The organism is Pseudomonas sp. N2-3-1-14 (assembly GCF_041228395.1).
Classification (GTDB): domain Bacteria; phylum Pseudomonadota; class Gammaproteobacteria; order Pseudomonadales; family Pseudomonadaceae; genus Aquipseudomonas.
Genome location: NZ_CP166199.1, coordinates 4,749,226 through 4,768,476, shown reverse-complemented (window position 1 = coordinate 4,768,476; position 19,251 = coordinate 4,749,226). Strand labels below are relative to the sequence as shown.

Below are 19,251 nucleotides of genomic sequence, written 5' to 3'. Positions count from 1 at the left end.
CTGTTGATGCAACGCGGTCAATGTGGGAGCTGGCTTGCCTGCGATAGCGGTGGGACAGCTAAAGACTGGTTGACTGATACTGCGCCATCGCCGGCAAGCCAGCTCCCACATTTGATCTGTGTCGGGCATAAAAAAGGCTCCCGATTGGGAGCCTTTTGAGACTTGCCAGCTGACTTACATATTCGGGTAAGTCGGCCCGCCCGCGCCTTCCGGCGTCACCCACGTAATGTTCTGCGAAGGATCCTTGATGTCACAGGTCTTGCAGTGCACGCAGTTCTGGGCGTTGATCTGGAAGCGCTTCTCGCCGTCTTCCTTGGTGATCACTTCATACACGCCGGCCGGGCAGTAGCGCTGCGCCGGTTCATCGTAGAGCGGCAGGTTGGTGCCGATCGGGATGCTCGGGTCCTTGAGCTTCAAGTGGCACGGCTGTTCTTCTTCGTGGTTGGTACCGGAGATGAACACCGAGCTCAGCTTATCGAAGCTCAGCTTGCCGTCGGGTTTTGGGTAATCGATCTTCTTGCTGTCCTTGGCGAGCTTCAGGCAGGCGTAGTCCGGCTTGGTGTCGTGCAGGGTGAACGGCATTTTGCCGCCGAGGATGTTCTGGTCGAACCAGTTGAAGCCGGCGCCGAGGATCGGGCCGAATTTGTGCATCGCCGGACCGAAGTTGCGGCTGGCGAACAGCTCTTCGTAGAGCCAGCTGGCTTTGAAGCTGTCGACGTAGTTGGTCAGTTCGTCGCCGCCTTCAGACTCGGCGAACAGGCGTTCGGCCACCGCGTCGGCGGCGAGCATGCCGGACTTCATCGCGGTGTGGCTGCCTTTAATCTTGGCCACGTTCATGGTGCCCAGGTCGCAGCCGATCAGGGCGCCGCCTTTGAAGACCATCTTCGGCAACGAGTTGATGCCGCCTTTGGCCAAGGCACGCGCGCCGTAGCTGATGCGCTTGCCGCCTTCCAGGTACTGGGCCAGCACCGGGTGATGCTTGAGGCGCTGGAACTCATCGAACGGCGACAGGAAGGTGTTGCTGTAGGACAGATCGACGATCAGACCCACGACCACCTGGTTGTTTTCCAGGTGATAGAGGAAAGAACCGCCCGTGTTCTCGTTGCTCATGATGTCCAGCGGCCAGCCGGCGGTGTGTACCACCAGGCCAGGTTGGTGCTTGGCGGGGTCGATTTCCCAGATTTCTTTGAGGCCGATGCCGTAGTGCTGGGCGTCGGCGTCGCTGTCCAGGTTGAAGCGCTGGATCAGTTGCTTGCCGATGTGGCCACGGCAGCCCTCGGCGAACAGCGTGTACTTGCCACGCAGCTCCATGCCTGGGGTATAGACGCCTTCCTTTGGATGGCCTTCGCGGTCGACGCCGAGGTCGCCGGTGATGATCCCGCGGACCACGCCGTTTTCGTCGAACAGTGCTTCTTGAGCGGCGAAGCCTGGGTAGACTTCCACGCCCAGGTTCTCAGCCTGCTGGGCCAGCCAGCGGCACAGGTTGCCCAAGGAGATGATGTAGTTGCCTTCGTTGTGCATGGTCTTGGGCACAAAGAAGTCGGGAACCTTGGTGGCGGCTTCCGGGCTGCGCAGTACATAGATGTCATCGCGCACCACGGGAGTGTTGAGCGGGGCGCCGAGTGCTTTCCAGTCCGGGAACAGTTCGTTCAGGGCGCGGGGTTCAAACACCGCACCGGAAAGGATATGCGCGCCGACTTCGGAGCCTTTCTCGACCACGCAGACGCTGATTTCTTTACCGGCTTCGGCGGCCTTCTGCTTCAGTCGGCAGGCGGCAGACAGGCCTGCCGGGCCAGCGCCGACGATGACCACGTCGAATTCCATGTATTCGCGTTCCACAGGCTATCTCCTACTCAAGGCTCAACAGGCTTTTTTTTTAATGGGTGGAGGTTCGGTGTCGCATCCGTCATCAGTGCATTCGGAGCACGGGATGACCCACCTTTCTCTCTAGGTGGCGCATTATATCTACACCACTGGCAGCGTCCAATACAAACGTTTGTTTGAATTGCTTGGAAGCTAGGTAAATCAAAGCAACGCGGCTTATGACTGGCTATTTTGGCGTATTGACCAGAATAGGCGTTCCGGTCAATATACGGTCGGTTTTGCGCATACCGTAGGCATACCGCAGGTTTCAAGAGCACGTCCAAAAGCAGGGCCAAGGCAAAACAGGTGACGCGCGTTTCATTGATGGCGCGCAGTTTACACGCCGCGATAAAGAATGACCTCTCAGTCACCACTGACGAACGGTCATCATTTCCCGTGAGTAAGGTCATCCGCCGACGTTTTTGGAGGTGCCCTTGTGTGCCGATGAGCATCAACCGCCAGGTTCGCCTAGGCGACTTTCTTTTCACCGGAGAGTAACGAGGAATCCATGAAGGTTCTTGTAGCTGTCAAACGCGTTGTCGATTACAACGTGAAAGTTCGCGTCAAGGCGGACAATTCCGGCGTCGACCTCGCTAACGTCAAGATGTCGATGAACCCTTTCTGCGAAATCGCTGTGGAAGAAGCCGTACGCCTGAAAGAGAAAGGCGTGGCGACTGAAATCGTCGTGGTTTCCATCGGTCCTGCCACTGCCCAAGAGCAGCTGCGTACCGCCCTGGCACTGGGCGCCGACCGCGCCATCCTGGTTGAATCGGCTGAAGAGCTGACCTCCCTGGCCGTTGCCAAGTTGCTCAAAGCCGTTGTCGACAAGGAACAGCCTCAGCTGGTGATCCTCGGCAAACAAGCCATCGACAGCGACAACAACCAGACTGGCCAGATGCTGGCTGCACTGACCGGTTACGGCCAGGGCACCTTCGCCTCCAAAGTCGAAGTGAGCGGCGACAGCGTAGCGGTTACCCGTGAAATCGACGGCGGCGCGCAGACCGTTTCGCTGAAACTGCCGGCCATCGTCACCACCGACCTGCGTTTGAACGAGCCGCGCTATGCGTCCCTGCCAAACATCATGAAAGCCAAGAAGAAGCCGCTTGAGTCGCTGACTCCAGAAGCTTTGGGCGTTTCCACCGCCTCCACCAACAAGACCGTCAAGGTTGAAGCGCCGGCTGCACGCAGCGCGGGCATCAAGGTCAAGTCGGTGGCTGAACTGGTCGAGAAACTGAAAAACGAAGCGAAGGTAATCTAATCATGACTATCTTGGTAATCGCAGAACACGACAACAAGGTGCTGGCCCCGGCCACCCTGAACACCGTGGCTGCCGCTGCGAAAATCGGTGGCGACATTCACGTGCTGGTAGCAGGTCAGGGCGCTGGCGCCGTGGCTGAAGCCGCGGCGAAAATCGCTGGCGTGAGCAAAGTACTGCTGGCCGACAACGCCGCCTACGCTCACCAACTGCCGGAAAACGTTGCTCCTCTGGTTGCAGAGCTGGGCGCTGGCTACAGCCACATCCTGGCTGCCGCTACTTCCAACGGCAAAAACATCCTGCCACGCGTTGCCGCGCAGCTGGACGTTGACCAGATCTCCGAGATCATCTCGGTTGAAAGCGCTGATACCTTCAAGCGCCCGATCTACGCCGGTAACGCCATTGCCACCGTGCAGTCCAACGCGTCGGTAAAAGTGATCACCGTGCGTGCCACCGGTTTCGACCCGGTTGCTGCTGAAGGTGGTTCGGCGGCCGTTGAAGCCGTCTCCGCCGCCCACGACGCGGGTACGTCCAGCTTTGTTGGCGAAGAGCTGGCCAAGTCGGATCGTCCTGAGCTGACCGCTGCCAAGATCGTCGTTTCCGGCGGACGTGGCATGCAGAACGGTGACAACTTCAAGCACCTGTACGCCCTGGCCGACAAGCTGGGCGCTGCGGTGGGCGCGTCCCGCGCGGCCGTCGACGCAGGTTTCGTACCCAACGACATGCAGGTCGGCCAGACCGGCAAAATCGTTGCGCCACAGCTGTACATTGCCGTCGGTATCTCCGGCGCGATCCAGCACTTGGCCGGTATGAAAGACTCCAAAGTGATCGTTGCGATCAACAAGGACGAAGAAGCGCCGATCTTCCAGGTGGCTGATTACGGCCTGGTGGCAGACTTGTTCGAAGCCGTACCTGAGCTGGAGAAGCTGGTCTAATCCAGCCGCTTCACTTATAAAGAGCCCGGTCTTTGGACCGGGCTTTTTTTTGCGCGCCCCTTTTTAATCTGGAGAACCGCCATGGATCTGCGTCCCGTAGTGCTGGCACTGACACTTGGATTGGCGCTACTGCCGAGCCTGGCGCTGGCCGCTGGCAAATGTGAGCGCCTGGTGATCACCGGCAGCCCGGACGCGCCGCCCTTGTTATGGCGTGACCCACAAGACCCGACGCACCTGATCGGCGCCACCGCCGATGTGCTGCAACAAGTGGCCAAGGAGCTGGGGCTTAAAATCGACCTGCTCTATGGCGGCAAACGCGCCCTGGCCCTGGATGAAGTGCGCAGCGGGCGCATGGACATCCTCGCCGATGCGCCGCTGAACCTGGGCGAGCTGGAAACCCTCGACTACATCCACCCGGCCTTGATGCAGATCGACTACCTGGTCTGGACCCGCAAGGATTCGGCGCTGGTCTACGCCACGGCAGCCGACCTGCACGGTCAAAAGGGCGCAGTCTCGGAACGCGCACGCTTGAGTGCCGATTTCGACACCTTCGCCAGCCAACAGCTCAACCTGCAACGCTTTCCCACCTTGACGCCGGCCTTTCAGAAACTGCTGCTGGGGGAAGTGGACTACGTGCTTGCCGGGCGTTATTCGGGTATGGCCATGGCCCAGACGCTGGGCATGAGCAACGACTTGATCGCGCGAGAAGTGCCTGTCGATCAACCCGGCTTGTACCTGGCGATTTCCCACAACTCGGCCTGCAATGATCCGTGGCTGCGCGGACAGCTGGCCAAAAAGATGACAGAATTGCCCGCGTCCGGTGTGGTGCAAACAGCAATGCAGCGCAACCTCGAGCGCTGGAAAGCGCAATTGCAACAACCCGTCGGCACCCCAGCAAAGTAAGGATTTACAGTGACTATTCGACCTCTTTTCGCGGCCCTCGCCGTTGTCGCTTTGGCGGGATGTGCAGCTGATCCTGCGCCGAATGAGCAAATACGCCTCACCCAGCAAGCCCTGGAACAAGCCAGCGCCGTGGGGGCCAGCGCCGACGATTCGCCTGAGCTGAAACTGGCCGAAGACAAGTTCGCCAGGGCCAAGGCCGACATGGCCGATGAGTCCTACAAGCATGCGCGCATGCGGGCCGAACAGGCCGAGTTGGACGCGCGCCTTGCAGAAGCCAAGGTTCTGACCCAAAAGAGCCAGGAGCAACTGAGCGTGCTCAACACCCGCATCACCCGCCTGCGCAAGCAATTGCAGTTGGGAGAAGCCCAATGAGCCCGATGATCCGTGGGTTGAGCTGTGTCGTGCTGCTGGGCAGCGCCGCCCTGGGCGGTTGCGCCAGCCAACCGAGCAGCGAGCAGGCCTTGCAACAGGCCGGCACTGATTTCCAGAAGGTCAAAGAGGACGCCAATGTGCTGCGTTTTGCACCCAAGGACGTCATTCGCGCCGGTGAATCCCTGGCGCGCGCCGATCGTTTGTCCAGCTACTGGGGCAGCGGTGCCGACGTGGTGCATTACGCTTACCTGAGCCAGCGGTACAGTGCGATCGCCCGCGAACACACCGAACAGGGCCTTAACGCCGAGCGCGGCACCAAGCTCGAGTTGGAACGCCAACGCCTGCAACTGGCCCTGCGCGAAAACAAACTCGCCAGCGTGCAGCAACAGGGCAAGTGGCTCGAAGAGCAAATCGCCAGCCTGACCACCACCCAGACCGATCGCGGCCTGGTGATGACCCTCGGCGATGTGCTGTTCGACACCGGTGATGCGCAGCTGGAAAACTCGGCCAATCGGACGGTGCTGAAGATCGTGCAGTTCCTGCAACTGAACCCCAAGCGCGTGGTGCGTATCGAGGGTTACACCGACAACACCGGGGGCGAGCAGGAAAACCTGAAGCTGTCGCGCGACCGTGCGCAATCGGTGGCCGACGTGCTGATGGACCTGGGGATCGATGAAAAACGTATCCAGGTCGAAGGCTATGGCGACCAGTACCCGGTCGAAGCCAACGCCTCCGAGCGCGGTCGCGCGCAGAACCGTCGGGTGGAAATTGTGTTCTCCGATGAAAAGGGCCAGCTGGGCGCTGCCCGCTAACGCCCTGCGCGGTTCTCTGTGGGAGCTGGCTTGCCTGCGATGCGGGCACCTCGATGGATCTGGCTAACCGAGGTGATGCCATCGCAGGCAAGCCAGCTCCCACCCCAAGCAAACCCGATCGCTGATCGGGTTTTTCATGTTCAACACCCGCACAGTTTTTTCTATCACTGCCGCCCGAGCTCGACTATTCTCGCAACTGTCCCCGTACACTTCTAAACTGTGCCGGTATGTTTCACACAAAAATAAAATACCCGTGAAATCGAGTGCTGCGTCATGACCAATCTGTTGCTCTACCAACGTATCGCCCAGCAACTGGCTGAGGACATCCGCCGTGGTGTCTATCAACCCGGTGAGCGTGTGCCCTCGGTGCGCAAAATGAGCTCCCAGCTCAACGTCAGCCACGCCACGGTGTTACAGGCCTATGCCAACCTGGAAGACCAGGGGCTGATCCGGGCGCGGCCGCAGTCGGGCTATTACGTGCACCAGACGCCTGCGTTGACGGCGCCCACGCCGGACATCGCGAGGGTCGAGCGCCCGGGGTTGGTCACCCGCAGCAGCATCATCCAGCAAGTCTTGGTCGAGTCGCGCCGCGAAGGTGTGTTCCCGTTGGGCGCCGCCGTGCCGAGTGTGGATTACCTGCCTGTGCGGGCGCTGCACCAGCAATTGGCCAAAGTCACCCGCTTCCAGAGCCCGCGCGCATTCAGTTACATGTTCAGCCCGGGCTTTGAGCCGTTGCGCCGCCAAGTGGCGATTCGCATGCGCGACGCCGGCGTAGTGGTGGACCCCTCCGAAGTGGTGATCACCCACGGTTGTGTCGATGCGTTGCAGATGTCGTTGCGCGTGCTGACCCGCCCGGGCGACCTGATCGCCGCCGAATCGCCCACCTATTACGGTTTGCTGCAATTGGCCGATCTGCTGGGCCTCAAAGTCATCGAGATCCCCAGCGACCCGTCCACCGGCATGAGCCTTGAGGCCTTGCAACTGGCGGCCAACCAGTGGTCGATCAAGGCCCTGGTGCTGACCACGCGCCTGAGCAATCCCCTGGGCGCGACCATGCCTGAAGAACGCCAGAAACAGTTGCTGCGCCTGGCCTCGGATTTCGACATTCAGATCGTCGAGGACGATATCTACGGCGAACTGATGTTCGAACTGGGCCGCACCAAGGCGCTGAAAGCCTATGACCGCCTCGACCGGGTGATCTACTGCTCAAGCTTTTCCAAGACCTTGTCTCCCGGCGTGCGCATCGGCTGGATGATTGCCGGCAAATACCAGCAGGAAATCCAGCGGCTGCAGATGTTCAGCACCCACTCGGCCTGCAGCGTGACCCAGATGGGCGTTGCGGCCTACCTGGAAAACGGCGGGTATGACCGCCACCTGCGTTACATCCGCCAGGAGTACCGCAAGAACCTCAGCGCTTTTCAGCTGGCGGTGCAGCAGTATTTCCCGGAAGGCACACAGATGACGCGCCCCAACGGCGGCTTTATCTTGTGGGTCAGTTTGCCGGGGCGGGTCAATACCCAGGAACTGCACGTGCGCGCACTGCAGCAGGGCATCAGCATTGCGCCGGGGGTGATTTTCAGTAATACGGAACAGTTCAACCACTGTATTCGCCTCAACTGCGGCACGCCGTGGAACCGCGAGGCAGAGCGGGCGCTGATGACCTTGGGGATGCTCGCCAGCCAGCTGTGCCAGGAAACTGCAGCCGGGCTTTGAGGCCAGTGGCTGAGGCGTGTAATGGGGACAGTACCGATAGCTGGCTAATCACCAGACTTGTCATGCCGCGCACAACAAGCGAGCATATGGCCCTCTGCCGTTAATGCTGTTGGCGATATGACATCTATTTTTCGCGCTGCTGTAGTGGTTGGCCTGTTAAGCCTGTGTAACGTCGGCACCGTGCTGGCGGCAACGCCTGTGGTGTCTGAAAGCAAGCCCGCCGCCAGTACCGAGCAGGCCACCCCCGCGAAAAAACCGGCGCCCGCCAAAAAGGCTCCGGCAGCCAAGAAGAAAGCCGCCACGGTGAAAAAGCGCGCCCCTGTCGCGAGCAAATCCAAGTCAGCCCATGAAGTGGCGCAGACCAAACTGCCACCGGCACAGTTGGACCTGACACTGCCTACGGACATGGTCAGGCACTTGCAGCCCATTGGCACCATGCCCAAGCCCAAGAGCGTGCCCTTGCTGCCGCCGATGTTTGGCGAGAAACCTACCGACAACAGCGCGTTCCAGATCAACGGCCGCTTGCTCAGCAACGAGATGAAGCTGCAGTTGCGTAACGATGAACGTCGCGATATCGAAGGCGCAGCGCTGGATTTCGAGTTCAAGCAATAAATTTCGCGCAAAGGTGACGCCGCTCATCGACCATCTGTCGCAGACTGGTCAGTCACTTTTGTTTTGTGCGAAAAACCCCTGTTAGACCATTTTAAAACGGCTGTTTAAGGGCGTACTCTAGCCCGGCCATCCACATTGAGTCGTCGAGGACCTGTTGGTCATGAAATGCCGTGAAGGCTGTGGCGCATGCTGCATTGCCCCCTCCATCAGTTCGCCATTGCCGGGAATGCCGCACGGCAAACCCGCGGGCGAACGCTGCCTGCACCTGTCGGTCGAACAGCTATGCCTGCTGTTTGGCCAACCGGAACGCCCAGCGGTGTGCAGTGATTTCAAGGCAGATCTGGATGTCTGTGGCAACGACCAGGCCGATGCGATCCGGTTGATCGGCTGGTGGGAGCAGATGACGGCGGCTTGATGGGCTTTACTATCGGAATTTACTTTCAGAACTTACTTTCAGAACTTCGACAATAAGGAATACAACAATGGGTTCGCTGAAACGAATGGCTGTGTTGTGCGGTTTTACGGTGTTGTTTGCTGCCACTGCGCAGGCTGAGGATTGGCAGGTCGCCAAGGACGAAGACGGTATCAAGGTGTCCCTGAGCGAAATTGCCGGCTCCAAATACAAGGCCTACCGCGGTGTGGCGCTGATCAAGGCGCCTGTCGCCAAGATCCAGGCCCTGCAGGAAGACGTGGCCGGTGCCTGCTCCTGGATCCACGAATGCAAATCGCAAAAACTGCTCAAGACCGAAGGCGACAAGAGCTGGACCTACACCCAGTTCAAGGCACCGTTCCCGGTGACCGACCGCGATTCGATCCTCGAAATCACCACTTCCAAGGCTGCCGACGGCACCGTGACCCGCAAATTGCTGGAAGTGCCGACCTATCAGCCAGAAGTGAAAGGTTACGTGCGCGTTGCCCAGGTAGACGGCTACTGGAAGCTGGTACCCAAAGGCGACAACCAGACCGAAGTCACCTACCAGGTGCACACCGAGCCAGGCGGCAGCGTGCCATCGTGGCTGGCCAACAAGTTCGTGGTGGACGCGCCGTTCAACACCTTGAAAGCCTTGAAAGAACACGCTGAAAAATAAGTGTCATTAATCAGGTGCCTCCTGACTTGAGTGGAACGTTTGCCGAGCCCTCAAGGTCCAGATAGTTGTAAGCCCACACATGGGTTTTATCGAGGAGGCACCGATGCAAAAGTGGCAGATTACCTTCGTTGATGATCACGGCGTTCAGTCCGTCGAGCAGTTCAGCTGCGACCAGAAGCCCAGCCTCGAAGATGCGGCACACATGATTCGTAACAAGCTGGTGCCAGTGGCCGCCGAACTTGACCTGAATGACTTGGAAGGGCGCAAACCCGAGCCTACGGTCAAGATTCTTAAAGACCAGAACAGCATTCAAATCCTCGACATTTCTCCCGCCGCCTGAACATTGCCTGTATGCCCTTCAAGCACCTCTGGTGGAGGTGATAGCTTCGCGCTACTCTGCAACCGAGATCAGCGAATGAATCGCTAAGGTCTGGTCTTGTCAGCTACATGCTTGTTTTCCCGCGGTGTCGTTATTGCCGTAGCACCCGCGCCAGCAGGGCGCGGTCTTCGGGAAGCACGGAAAGTCTATCCATCAGTTTGAGGAGGACGTTTCATGAGCACAGCCTATCAAGAAGACATCAGCACCAACGTACTGCGCCGCATGAAAGAAGGCGGTTTCGACTTCTCACGGTTCCACCCCATCGAGTTCTACGCCATTTTCCCGGATGAGGAACGGGCGCGCAGGGCTGCGGGTCGATTTCGTGGGGAATCCCTGAATGCCCAGGTCAGCGCGCGCGATGATGGCGCCTGGTACCTGGAACTGAGCAAAATCATGTTCGCAACCTACGACGGCATAGGAGACTTCGAGCAAGACTTTGAAGCGGTGGTCGAGCCTTTGGGCGGGATCATCGAGGGATGGGGCGTCAAGCAGGAGGTGCGTGGGTTACCCATGTAGCGGCATTCGATGAGCAACACAGCGTATCGGCTGACCTTTGGGTCGGCCGATTTTGTTTGTGCACTCCCCACAACTGCATCCTTAACATCGCCACCCTTATGAGCCCGGCTTGCCGGCGATAGCGTCTTTAAGCTCGCGATCGCCGGCAAGCCGGGCTCTTGGCTTTCTACGGCGCAAAAAAAACCACCCAAAGAGGGTGGCTTAAAGGGAAGAGCGGTTCGCTGACATCTCAGGAAACATCCTGGTCAGCCGATGTGGGGATTATCCGCAAGCGCAACCGGGCAGTGAAATCAACTCTGACTATGCTGTTGATAGTCAAAGCCCGCATTGCGATGAAGCGTGGTACAGGACAGCGGGCATTCTGCGCACCAGGACGGTGCGCGCAAAACCTGCAGGTTATTTAACTCACTGATTTTTAAGTGTTTATGCCGCTGGCACGGGCCTTGCGACGGTTCTCGCGCCCGGGTGACAAGGAGTACGGCATGATCCGCACTTATTACGATGAAATGTACGACGGGGCAGGGCAGGTCCGCCCCCATTACCGCGAGTTCGCCCGCTGGTTAGCTGAAACTCCCGCCGAACTGCTGGCCCAGCGCCGGCGTGAAGCCGATTTGCTGTTTCATCGCGCCGGGATCACCTTCACCCTGTACGGGGACGAGCAGGGCACCGAGCGCCTGATTCCTTTCGACACCATCCCGCGCAGCATTCCGGCGAGTGAGTGGCAAATTGTCGAGCGCGGCTGCATTCAACGGGTCAAGGCGCTGAACCTGTTTCTCGCCGACCTCTATCACGAGCAACGCATCATCAAGGCCGGGATCATCCCCGCCGAACAGGTGCTGGCCAACGAGCAATACCAGTTGGCCATGCAGGGCCTGGACCTGCACCGCGATCTGTATTCCCACATCTCCGGTGTTGATCTCGTACGCGATGGCGACGGCACCTACTACGTGTTGGAAGACAACCTGCGCACACCGAGCGGCGTGAGTTACATGCTCGAAGACCGCAAGATGATGATGCGCCTGTTCCCCGAGTTGTTCGCCGCCCAGCGCATCGCGCCCATCGACCATTACCCCAACCTGTTGCTCGACACCCTGAAAAGCTCGAGCCCTCTGGATAACCCCAGCGTGGTGGTGCTAACCCCGGGGCGCTTTAACAGCGCGTTCTTCGAGCACGCCTTCCTTGCGCGGGAAATGGGCGTGGAACTGGTGGAAGGCGCCGACTTGTTCGTGCGCGATGACCGCGTATTCATGCGCACCACTGACGGCCCCAAGGCCGTGGATGTGATCTACCGTCGCCTCGATGACGCATTTCTCGACCCACTGGCCTTCAATCCCGACTCGATGCTCGGCGTGCCCGGCCTGCTCGCGGCCTATCGCTCGGGCAATGTGGTGTTGGCCAACGCGATTGGCACCGGGGTGGCCGATGACAAGTCGGTGTATCCCTTCGTCACCGAGATGATCCGTTTTTACCTGGATGAAGAGCCGATTCTGAAGAACGTGCCTACGTTTCAATGCCGTAAGCCCGACGAATTGTCCCACGTGCTGGCCAACCTTCCGGACCTGGTCGTCAAGGAAACCCAAGGTTCCGGCGGCTACGGCATGCTGGTGGGCCCGGCGTCGACAAAAGCGGAAATCGAAGCCTTCCGCGCGCGCATCAAGGCCAAGCCCCACGCCTATATCGCGCAGCCGACGCTGTGTTTATCCACGTGTCCGACCTTCGTCGAAAACGGCATTGCGCCGCGCCATATCGACCTGCGGCCGTTCGTGTTGTCCGGCAAGGAAACCCGCGTGGTGCCCGGCGGTTTGACCCGCGTGGCCCTGCGCGAGGGCTCGCTGGTGGTCAACTCGTCTCAGGGCGGCGGCACCAAAGACACCTGGGTGGTCGAGGACTGATGCCATGTTGAGTAGAACTGCCTCGGATTTGTACTGGATGTCGCGCTACCTGGAACGCGCGGAAAACCTCGCCCGCATGCTTGATGTCAGCTATTCGCTGTCGCTGATGCCTCAGGACGGGCGCGGTGATGGCCTGCACGAATTGGCCATGCCGCTGCTGATCACCGGCACCCTGGAGGATTACCACGAGCGCCACGGCGAACTGCATGCCGAACGCCTGCTGCACTTCTTCGCGCTGGACGCGGCTAACCCGGCGAGCATCTACAGTTGCCTCGGCGCCGCGCGCGCCAGCGCCCATGCGGTGCGTGGGCGAATCACCGCCGACATGTGGGAAAACATCAACGCCACCTGGCTGGATATCCGGGATATCGCCCAGCAAGGGCTCAGCCGCTACGGCATGAGCCGGTTCTGTGAGTGGGTCAAGGAGCGGTCGCACCTGTTCCGTGGCGCCACCTACGGCACCATCATGCGTAATGACGCGTTTCGTTTTATTCGCCTGGGCACCTTCATCGAACGTGCCGACAACACCCTGCGCCTGCTGGATGCGCGCTACGAAATGGCCGGCGACCAAGCCGCTGCGGTCAGCGACGGCACGGCCCATGCCTACTATCAGTGGAGTGCCTTGCTGCGCGCGTTGTCGTCGTTTGAGGCCTACACCGAGATCTACCGTGACGCACCCGGCGCCCGGCAAGTGGCCGAACTGCTGTTGTTGCGCGCTGATGTCCCACGCTCGCTGCGTGCCTGCAGCGAAGAGATCGACCAGATCCTTGCCAGCCTGCCGGGCCTCAACGGGCGCCCGGCCCAGCGCCTGGCCGCCGAGATGGACGCGCGCCTGCGCTTTACTGCCATCGACGAAATTCTCGAGGAAGGCCTGCATGCCTGGCTGACCGACTTTATCCCCTTGGTCCGCCAGTTGGGCGACGCCATCTACAGTTCCTACCTGGAGGCGGCATGAGACTTTCCATCAGCCACGAAACCACCTACCACTACGAAGACCAGGTGCGCGCCAGCATCCAGTACCTGCGCCTCACGCCCCACGACAGCGAACGCCAGCACGTGCTCAGTTGGCAGCTTGATCTACCGCGCCCGGTGCGCGCGCAGGTCGACCCGTTTGGCAACATCCTGCACGTGCTGACCCTTGATGAGCCCCACGACGCCATCATCATCGGCGCCCGTGGCCAAGTGGACATCGATGAATTGCGTGAGGCTGAGCACGAAAGCCAGTCGGCGTTTCCGTTCCTGCGCAGCACGCGACTGACCGAGCCGGACGACGCGTTGCGCGGTTTTGCCGACCAGCATTGCCGTCAACGCCGGGACCGCTCTGCGTTGATCGACCTGATGCATGCGCTCAACCAGTCGATGGTCTACACGCCCGGCGCCACTGAAGTCGACACCTGCGCCGCCACGGCATTCGCGGGGCGCGCAGGCGTGTGCCAGGACCACACCCATGCATTCCTGGCCTGCGCGCGCAGCCTGGGCATTCCAGCGCGATATGTGTCGGGGTATTTGTACACCGAAGACAGCACGCACCTGGCCAGCCACGCCTGGGCCGAAGCCTGGCTGGATGACGCGTGGTACAGCTTTGATGTGACCAACCAATTAGCGCGGCCCGAGCGGCATTTGAAGTTGGCGGTAGGCCTGGATTACCTGGATGCCTGCCCGGTACGCGGCATGCGCCGAGGCGGCGGGCATGAGCAGATGCATGCCAAAGTGTTCGTGGCGCCGACGCCGGTGATTTCGGTGCAGCAGCAATAATCTCCGGAGTCGGGTAGCTCAAATGCAGGCGCGGACCTGTCGTGGCGGACGGGCTTGTTGTGGCGAGCGGGCTTGCTGTGGCGAGCGGGCTTGCCCCGCGTTGGGCTGCGAAGCGGCCCTAATAAAGCAGAATGCTGTGTGTCAGGCACTCCTCAGCGTCTGGTTTTGGGGCTGCTGCGCAGCCCAACGCGGGGCAAGCCCGCTCGCCACGACAAGCCCGCTCGCCACAGCAGTCCCGTTGAGCAAGGCAGCTTGGTAAGGCTTACGGCTGCTGCTTACGCCCCGCCATATGCTTTAAATACCCCACCAGCAAATCCAGCTCGCCATCCGGTAACACACTGGCTGCGAACGCTGGCATCTTCGCCTGGGGCCAATGCCGCAGGCTCTGCGGGTCGCGGATATAACGCTTGAGGAAATCCCCGCTGAAATATTCCGTAGGGTTGTAGGGCATATTCAGGTCCGGCCCCACCTGCGCATCGCCGGCGCCGTTGAGGCGGTGACAGGCCAGGCAGTTTTTCTGGAACAGCGCAAAGCCCTGGTTGATCGGGTCATTCGCGGCGAGTTTCGGGTCAGGCAACAGGGCTGGAAAGCGCTCGGCCACTGTCTTCAATTGCTTGATCCCGGACATCTGGAAGGGCCACTGCTCAGGGCTGATGTTCCCGGCTTGCGGGTCGGTCCACACCAGATAGAACGGCCCGGCACTTGGCTTGCCTTCGGCCAGCGCGGGCCACGGATGAGCCGGGTCTTCCACCGCCAGCCAGGCACGGGCACCGTGTTTTTGCAGCAGTGGCGCCGCCGTCAGCTCGGCGGCGAACCCGTCGAGGGCGACGGCTTGCAGATGATTTTCCGGCGAGAGGCCTGGCAACAGAGCCGCCAGCGGCACCGCGCGATAAGTCATGTCGCGCTTGTAGGAAACGTCATCGACGATATGCACCGTCTGCGCCTGCGGGTGCTTAAGCAGATCTTCGGTCTGCCAGGTTTTGCTGGCGCGGTCCAAGTCGATGGTCAACTGGGCGGCCGCAGTGGGAAGGGCCAACAGCGCGGCGAGAAAGGCGAGGATCAGTTTCAAGAGTGAGCCCGATTTGAAGTGGCGATGGCGCCCACGATACCGGAAATCGGCACGCAAAAAGACAGCCCCTGCAACAGGACCGCTATACGCAATGTCCCGGCAGGTGCTGCCAAAAGCTGCAGTCCTGATGCAATGTGTGCACGGAATGTGAGGATCGAGTCGTCACCCAATAACCTTGGTTAAATTGGGCAAGATCAGAATCAGTGTGGTGGCGAACAGAATAAGTCCCGCCTGACGTACTTTCGAATGTTTGAACATGGCTGACTGCCTTTTGTTGTTATTCCTGAGCGTCAAATGCGTGCCGGTCAATTTCAGTATCGCAACGTGACGTGTCGCTTTTCTTACAGCTGCTCCAGCAAAACCCGGCAGCAACTTCTTACTGATTGAACCTTAGAGCCCTCGTTCTGCGTCGCTTAGATCCATTTAATATCAGCTAATCAGCATTTCTACTTAAAAAGGCATGAGGCATATCGCCATCTTGGCGCCAATGCCTTGGCTAGACCGCTAAAACGATTAACCCGCGCTTTCCCATAGCACCCTACCGTTCGTCCGAGCGTGAGGGTCAAAAGCAATGAGCGCATCCGTCATTGAAACCGTGTCAATCGGGCCTAAGGTAGGGGCACACACGTACTGCGTTCGAGGATGTCATGACCCAAGCTTTGATCTTTGATGCCATACGCACGCCCCGGGGCAAAGGCAAGGCCGACGGCGCCCTGCACAGCGTCAAACCGGTAAACCTGGTGGCCGGTCTGCTCACCGCGCTGGCGCAGCGCAGCGACCTCGACACACGCCAGGTGGATGACATCGTGCTCGGTTGCGTCACCCCGGTGGGCGACCAGGGCGCCGACATTGCCAAGACCGCCGCACTGGTGGCGGACTGGGACATCAGTGTCGCCGGCGTACAAATCAACCGTTTCTGTGCCTCGGGCCTCGAAGCGGTGAACCTGGGCGCGATGAAAGTGCGTTCCGGCTTTGAGGACCTGGTGGTGGTCGGCGGCGTCGAATCCATGTCGCGCGTGCCCATGGGCAGTGATGGCGGCGCCTGGGTGCTCGACCCGCAGACGAACATGCACAGTCACTTCACGCCCCAAGGCATCGGCGCGGACTTGATCGCGACCCTGGAAGGCTTCACCCGCCATGACGTCGACGCCTTCGCCCTACATTCCCAGCAGAAAGCGGCCAGGGCGCGTGCTGACGGTTCTTTCAACAAGTCGCTGATCGCGGTGCAGGACCAAAACGGCATCGTGCTGCTGGACCACGACGAGTTCATTCGTGGCGACTCCAGCCTTGAAGGCCTCGGCAAGCTCAAGCCAAGCTTCGAGATGATGGGCCAGATGGGCTTTGATGCCACCGCCTTGCGCGTCTACAGCCATGTGGAACGCATCCATCACGTACACACGCCAGGCAACAGTTCCGGCATCGTCGACGGCGCCGCGCTGATGTTGATCGGCTCCGAGGCCAAAGGCCGCGAACTGGGCTTGCGACCGCGGGCGCGCATCGTCGCCACGGCGGTCACCAGCACCGACCCGACCATCATGCTCACCGGCCCGGCACCGGCCACGCGCAAAGCCCTGGCCAGGGCCGGGTTGCGCGTGGAAGACATCGACCTGTTTGAAGTCAACGAAGCGTTTGCTTCAGTTGTCCTCAAGTTCATCAAAGACATGGGCATCGACGCTGCGCGGGTCAATGTCAACGGCGGCTCCATTGCCATGGGTCACCCGCTCGGCGCCACGGGCTGCGCGATCCTCGGCACCCTGCTCGACGAACTGGAAGTGCGCCAGCAGCGCTACGGCCTGGCCACCCTGTGTGTCGGCGGTGGCATGGGCATCGCCACCATCATCGAACGCCTCTGAGCCCAAGGAACCTGTCATGACCGACGCCATTCGTTACGAAAAAGGCCAGGACCATATCGTGGTGCTGACCCTCGACATGCCCGGCCAGAGCGCCAACACCATGAACGGCGTGTACCGCGAGGCCATGGCGGCCGCAGTCGCGCGCCTGGAGGCAGAAAAGGACGGCATCGCCGGTGTGGTGATCACCTCGGCGAAGAAAACCTTTTTTGCCGGCGGTGACCTCAATGAATTGATCAAAGTCGATAAGGCCCACGCCAAGGAATTTTACGACGGCGTGTTGGTGTTGAAGGCCCAACTGCGCCGTCTGGAAACCCTCGGCAGGCCAGTGGTGGCCGCCATCAACGGTGCGGCGTTGGGCGGCGGTTGGGAGATTTGCCTGGCGTGCCATTACCGCGTCGCGCTGGATGACAACTCGACACAGCTCGGCTTGCCTGAAGTCACCTTGGGCTTGTTGCCGGGCGGCGGCGGGGTAGTGCGCATGGTGCGCATGCTCGGGTTGGAAAAGGCCCTGCCGTATTTGCTGGAAGGCAAGAAGGTGCGGCCGCAGCAGGCGCTGCAAGCCGGGTTGATCAATGCGCTGGCGATGGATCGCGATGAGCTGCTGGCCAAATCCCGCGCCTGGATTCTGGCCAATCCCGAGGCCAGACAACCGTGGGACAACAAGGCTTATCAGATCCCTGGCGGCACGCCGTCGAACCCGAAGGTGGCGCAAATGCTGGCGATTGCGCCGTCGATTTTGCGCAGCAAAACCCATGGCTGCTTCCCGGCCCCGGAGAAAATCCTCTGCGCCGCCGTGGAGGGCGCCCAAGTGGATTTCGACACTGCGCACTTGATCGAAACGCGCTATTTCACCGAACTCGTCACCGGCCAGGTGGCGAAAAACATGATCGGTACCTTTTGGTTCCAGCTCAATGACATCAACGCCGGCAGCTCACGGCCACAAGGTTTTGCGCCGTACGTCACGCGCAAAGTCGGCGTACTGGGCGCGGGGATGATGGGCGCGGGCATCGCCTATGTCAGCGCCAGTGCGGGCATCGACGTGGTGCTCAAGGACGTCAGCCTGGCCGCGGCCGAAAAGGGCAAGGCGCATTCGGCCGCGCTGCTGGACAAGAAGATCAGCCGTGGGCAACTGACGGCCGAACAGCGCGACACCATTCTGGCGCGGATCCATCCTACGCAAGACGACGCCGACCTGGCCGGCTGCGACCTGATCATCGAAGCGGTGTTCGAAGACCGTGAGCTCAAGGCCAGGGTCTCGGCCGCCGCGCAACGTGTGGTCGGCAGCGACGCCGTCATCGCCTCCAACACCTCGACCTTGCCCATCAGCGGCCTGGCCAACGCCGTGCCCGATCAAGGCAAGTTCATTGGTCTGCATTTTTTCAGTCCGGTGGACAAGATGCCGCTGGTGGAAATCATCAAGGGCGCCCATACGCGCGACGAAACCCTGGCCCGAGGTTTTGATTTCGTCCTGCAAATCAAGAAAACTCCGATCGTGGTCAACGACAGTCGTGGTTTTTTCACCTCGCGGGTGTTCGGCACCTTCACCAACGAAGGCATTGCCATGCTCGGCGAAGGCGTGGCCGCGCCAATGATCGAAACCGAAGCGCGCAAGGCCGGCATGCCGGTGGGGCCGTTGGCGGTGTCGGATGAGGTGTCGCTGAGCTTGATGAGCCACATCCGGCAGCAAACCGCGAAAGATCTACAGGCTGAAGGCAAGGCGCCGCCGACGCATCCCGCGACCCAGGTGATCGACCTGTTGGTGAATGAGTACAAACGCACGGGCAAGGCGGCGGGCGGTGGTTTTTACGACTACCCCCAAGGGGCGCAGAAACACCTGTGGCCGGAGCTGAAAGCGCGCTTTGAACAGCCCGACAACCAAATTTCGCCACAGGACGTGCGCGACCGTTTGCTGTTCATCCAGGCCATCGAAACCGTGCGTTGTGTGGAGGAGGGCGTGTTGAGGTCGACGGCTGACGCCAACGTCGGCTCAATCTTCGGCATAGGCTTTGCCGCGTGGAGCGGCGGCGCGCTGCAGTTTATCAACCAGTACGGCCTGAACGACTTTATCGCCCGGGCGCGCTACCTGGCCGAGCAGTACGGGGAGCGCTTCTCGCCCCCGGCTCTGCTGCTGGAAAAAGCGGCACAAGGAGAAATATTCACCTGACCTAAACACCTTAGCCTGAGCGATATAGAACCATGTGGGAGCGGGCTTGCCCGCGATAGCGGTGTGTCAG

The 19,251-nt window shown here is 60.3% G+C and carries 18 protein-coding genes; 16 read left to right on the top strand and 2 right to left on the bottom strand.

From position 1 onward, the window contains the following. Window positions 1–174: 174 nt before the first annotated feature. Window positions 175–1,839: an electron transfer flavoprotein-ubiquinone oxidoreductase gene (locus tag AB5I78_RS21965; protein ID WP_262208503.1), complete on the bottom strand. Its 1,665-nt coding sequence runs from the start codon at window positions 1,837–1,839 to the stop codon at window positions 175–177. A gap of 532 nt (window positions 1,840–2,371) precedes the next feature. Here AB5I78_RS21965 and AB5I78_RS21960 point away from each other — a divergent pair. From AB5I78_RS21960 to AB5I78_RS21895, 14 genes are all read left to right on the top strand, one after another. Next, window positions 2,372–3,121 carry an electron transfer flavoprotein subunit beta/FixA family protein gene (locus AB5I78_RS21960; RefSeq protein WP_071491449.1) on the top strand — a complete coding sequence of 250 codons (750 nt, stop codon included), beginning with the start codon at window positions 2,372–2,374 and terminating at the stop codon, window positions 3,119–3,121. Window positions 3,122–3,123: 2 nt separating this feature from the next. Further along, window positions 3,124–4,053 (top strand): electron transfer flavoprotein subunit alpha/FixB family protein, encoded by a 930-nt coding sequence (locus AB5I78_RS21955; protein ID WP_053257535.1) that lies wholly within the window; start codon window positions 3,124–3,126, stop codon window positions 4,051–4,053. A gap of 81 nt (window positions 4,054–4,134) precedes the next feature. Next, on the top strand, window positions 4,135–4,956 hold the full coding sequence (locus AB5I78_RS21950; protein WP_242196084.1) for an ABC transporter substrate-binding protein: 822 nt from the start codon (window positions 4,135–4,137) through the stop codon (window positions 4,954–4,956). Window positions 4,957–4,965: 9 nt separating this feature from the next. Further along, on the top strand, window positions 4,966–5,328 hold the full coding sequence (locus AB5I78_RS21945; RefSeq protein ID WP_145159235.1) for a DUF4398 domain-containing protein: 363 nt from the start codon (window positions 4,966–4,968) through the stop codon (window positions 5,326–5,328). Further along, window positions 5,325–6,140, top strand: a complete 816-nt coding sequence (locus tag AB5I78_RS21940; RefSeq protein ID WP_145159233.1) for an OmpA family protein — start codon at window positions 5,325–5,327, stop codon at window positions 6,138–6,140. Before AB5I78_RS21945 ends, AB5I78_RS21940 begins: the two co-directional genes overlap by 4 nt. A 273-nt stretch (window positions 6,141–6,413) precedes the next feature. After that, a complete protein-coding gene (locus tag AB5I78_RS21935) occupies window positions 6,414–7,853 on the top strand; it encodes a PLP-dependent aminotransferase family protein (protein WP_106576193.1) in 1,440 nt (479 codons plus the stop codon). Window positions 7,854–7,970: 117 nt separating this feature from the next. Beyond that, the gene (locus AB5I78_RS21930; protein WP_262208501.1) at window positions 7,971–8,465 is read left to right on the top strand and encodes a translation initiation factor 2; all 495 of its coding nucleotides are present in this window, start codon (window positions 7,971–7,973) and stop codon (window positions 8,463–8,465) included. A gap of 160 nt (window positions 8,466–8,625) precedes the next feature. After that, window positions 8,626–8,880 (top strand): YkgJ family cysteine cluster protein, encoded by a 255-nt coding sequence (locus AB5I78_RS21925; RefSeq protein WP_083357231.1) that lies wholly within the window; start codon window positions 8,626–8,628, stop codon window positions 8,878–8,880. Between the two features lie 67 nt (window positions 8,881–8,947). Further along, a complete protein-coding gene (locus tag AB5I78_RS21920) occupies window positions 8,948–9,553 on the top strand; it encodes an START domain-containing protein (RefSeq protein ID WP_064453725.1) in 606 nt (201 codons plus the stop codon). Between the two features lie 103 nt (window positions 9,554–9,656). Beyond that, entirely contained in the window at window positions 9,657–9,893 is a 237-nt protein-coding gene (locus AB5I78_RS21915) for a hypothetical protein (RefSeq protein ID WP_106576196.1), read from the top strand. A 213-nt stretch (window positions 9,894–10,106) separates the two neighbouring features. Continuing rightward, window positions 10,107–10,448, top strand: a complete 342-nt coding sequence (locus AB5I78_RS21910) for a ribonuclease E inhibitor RraB (protein WP_003193463.1) — start codon at window positions 10,107–10,109, stop codon at window positions 10,446–10,448. A 482-nt stretch (window positions 10,449–10,930) separates the two neighbouring features. Then, window positions 10,931–12,340, top strand: coding sequence for a circularly permuted type 2 ATP-grasp protein (locus AB5I78_RS21905; RefSeq protein WP_145159230.1), 1,410 nt, complete (start codon window positions 10,931–10,933; stop codon window positions 12,338–12,340). A 4-nt stretch (window positions 12,341–12,344) separates the two neighbouring features. Then, window positions 12,345–13,295 carry an alpha-E domain-containing protein gene (locus AB5I78_RS21900; protein WP_106576198.1) on the top strand — a complete coding sequence of 317 codons (951 nt, stop codon included), beginning with the start codon at window positions 12,345–12,347 and terminating at the stop codon, window positions 13,293–13,295. After that, window positions 13,292–14,095: a transglutaminase family protein gene (locus AB5I78_RS21895; protein WP_145159228.1), complete on the top strand. Its 804-nt coding sequence runs from the start codon at window positions 13,292–13,294 to the stop codon at window positions 14,093–14,095. The genes AB5I78_RS21900 and AB5I78_RS21895 overlap by 4 nt, the downstream gene beginning before the upstream one ends. Before the next feature lie 262 nt (window positions 14,096–14,357). Here AB5I78_RS21895 and AB5I78_RS21890 read toward each other — a convergent pair whose 3' ends face one another. Then, window positions 14,358–15,164 (bottom strand): cytochrome c, encoded by an 807-nt coding sequence (locus AB5I78_RS21890; protein WP_369301406.1) that lies wholly within the window; start codon window positions 15,162–15,164, stop codon window positions 14,358–14,360. A gap of 647 nt (window positions 15,165–15,811) precedes the next feature. Here AB5I78_RS21890 and AB5I78_RS21885 point away from each other — a divergent pair. Beyond that, window positions 15,812–17,017 carry an acetyl-CoA C-acetyltransferase gene (locus tag AB5I78_RS21885; protein WP_369301405.1) on the top strand — a complete coding sequence of 402 codons (1,206 nt, stop codon included), beginning with the start codon at window positions 15,812–15,814 and terminating at the stop codon, window positions 17,015–17,017. 16 nt (window positions 17,018–17,033) lie between these two features. Next, entirely contained in the window at window positions 17,034–19,181 is a 2,148-nt protein-coding gene (locus tag AB5I78_RS21880) for a 3-hydroxyacyl-CoA dehydrogenase NAD-binding domain-containing protein (protein ID WP_369301404.1), read from the top strand. The last annotated feature ends 70 nt before the right edge of the window (window positions 19,182–19,251 follow it).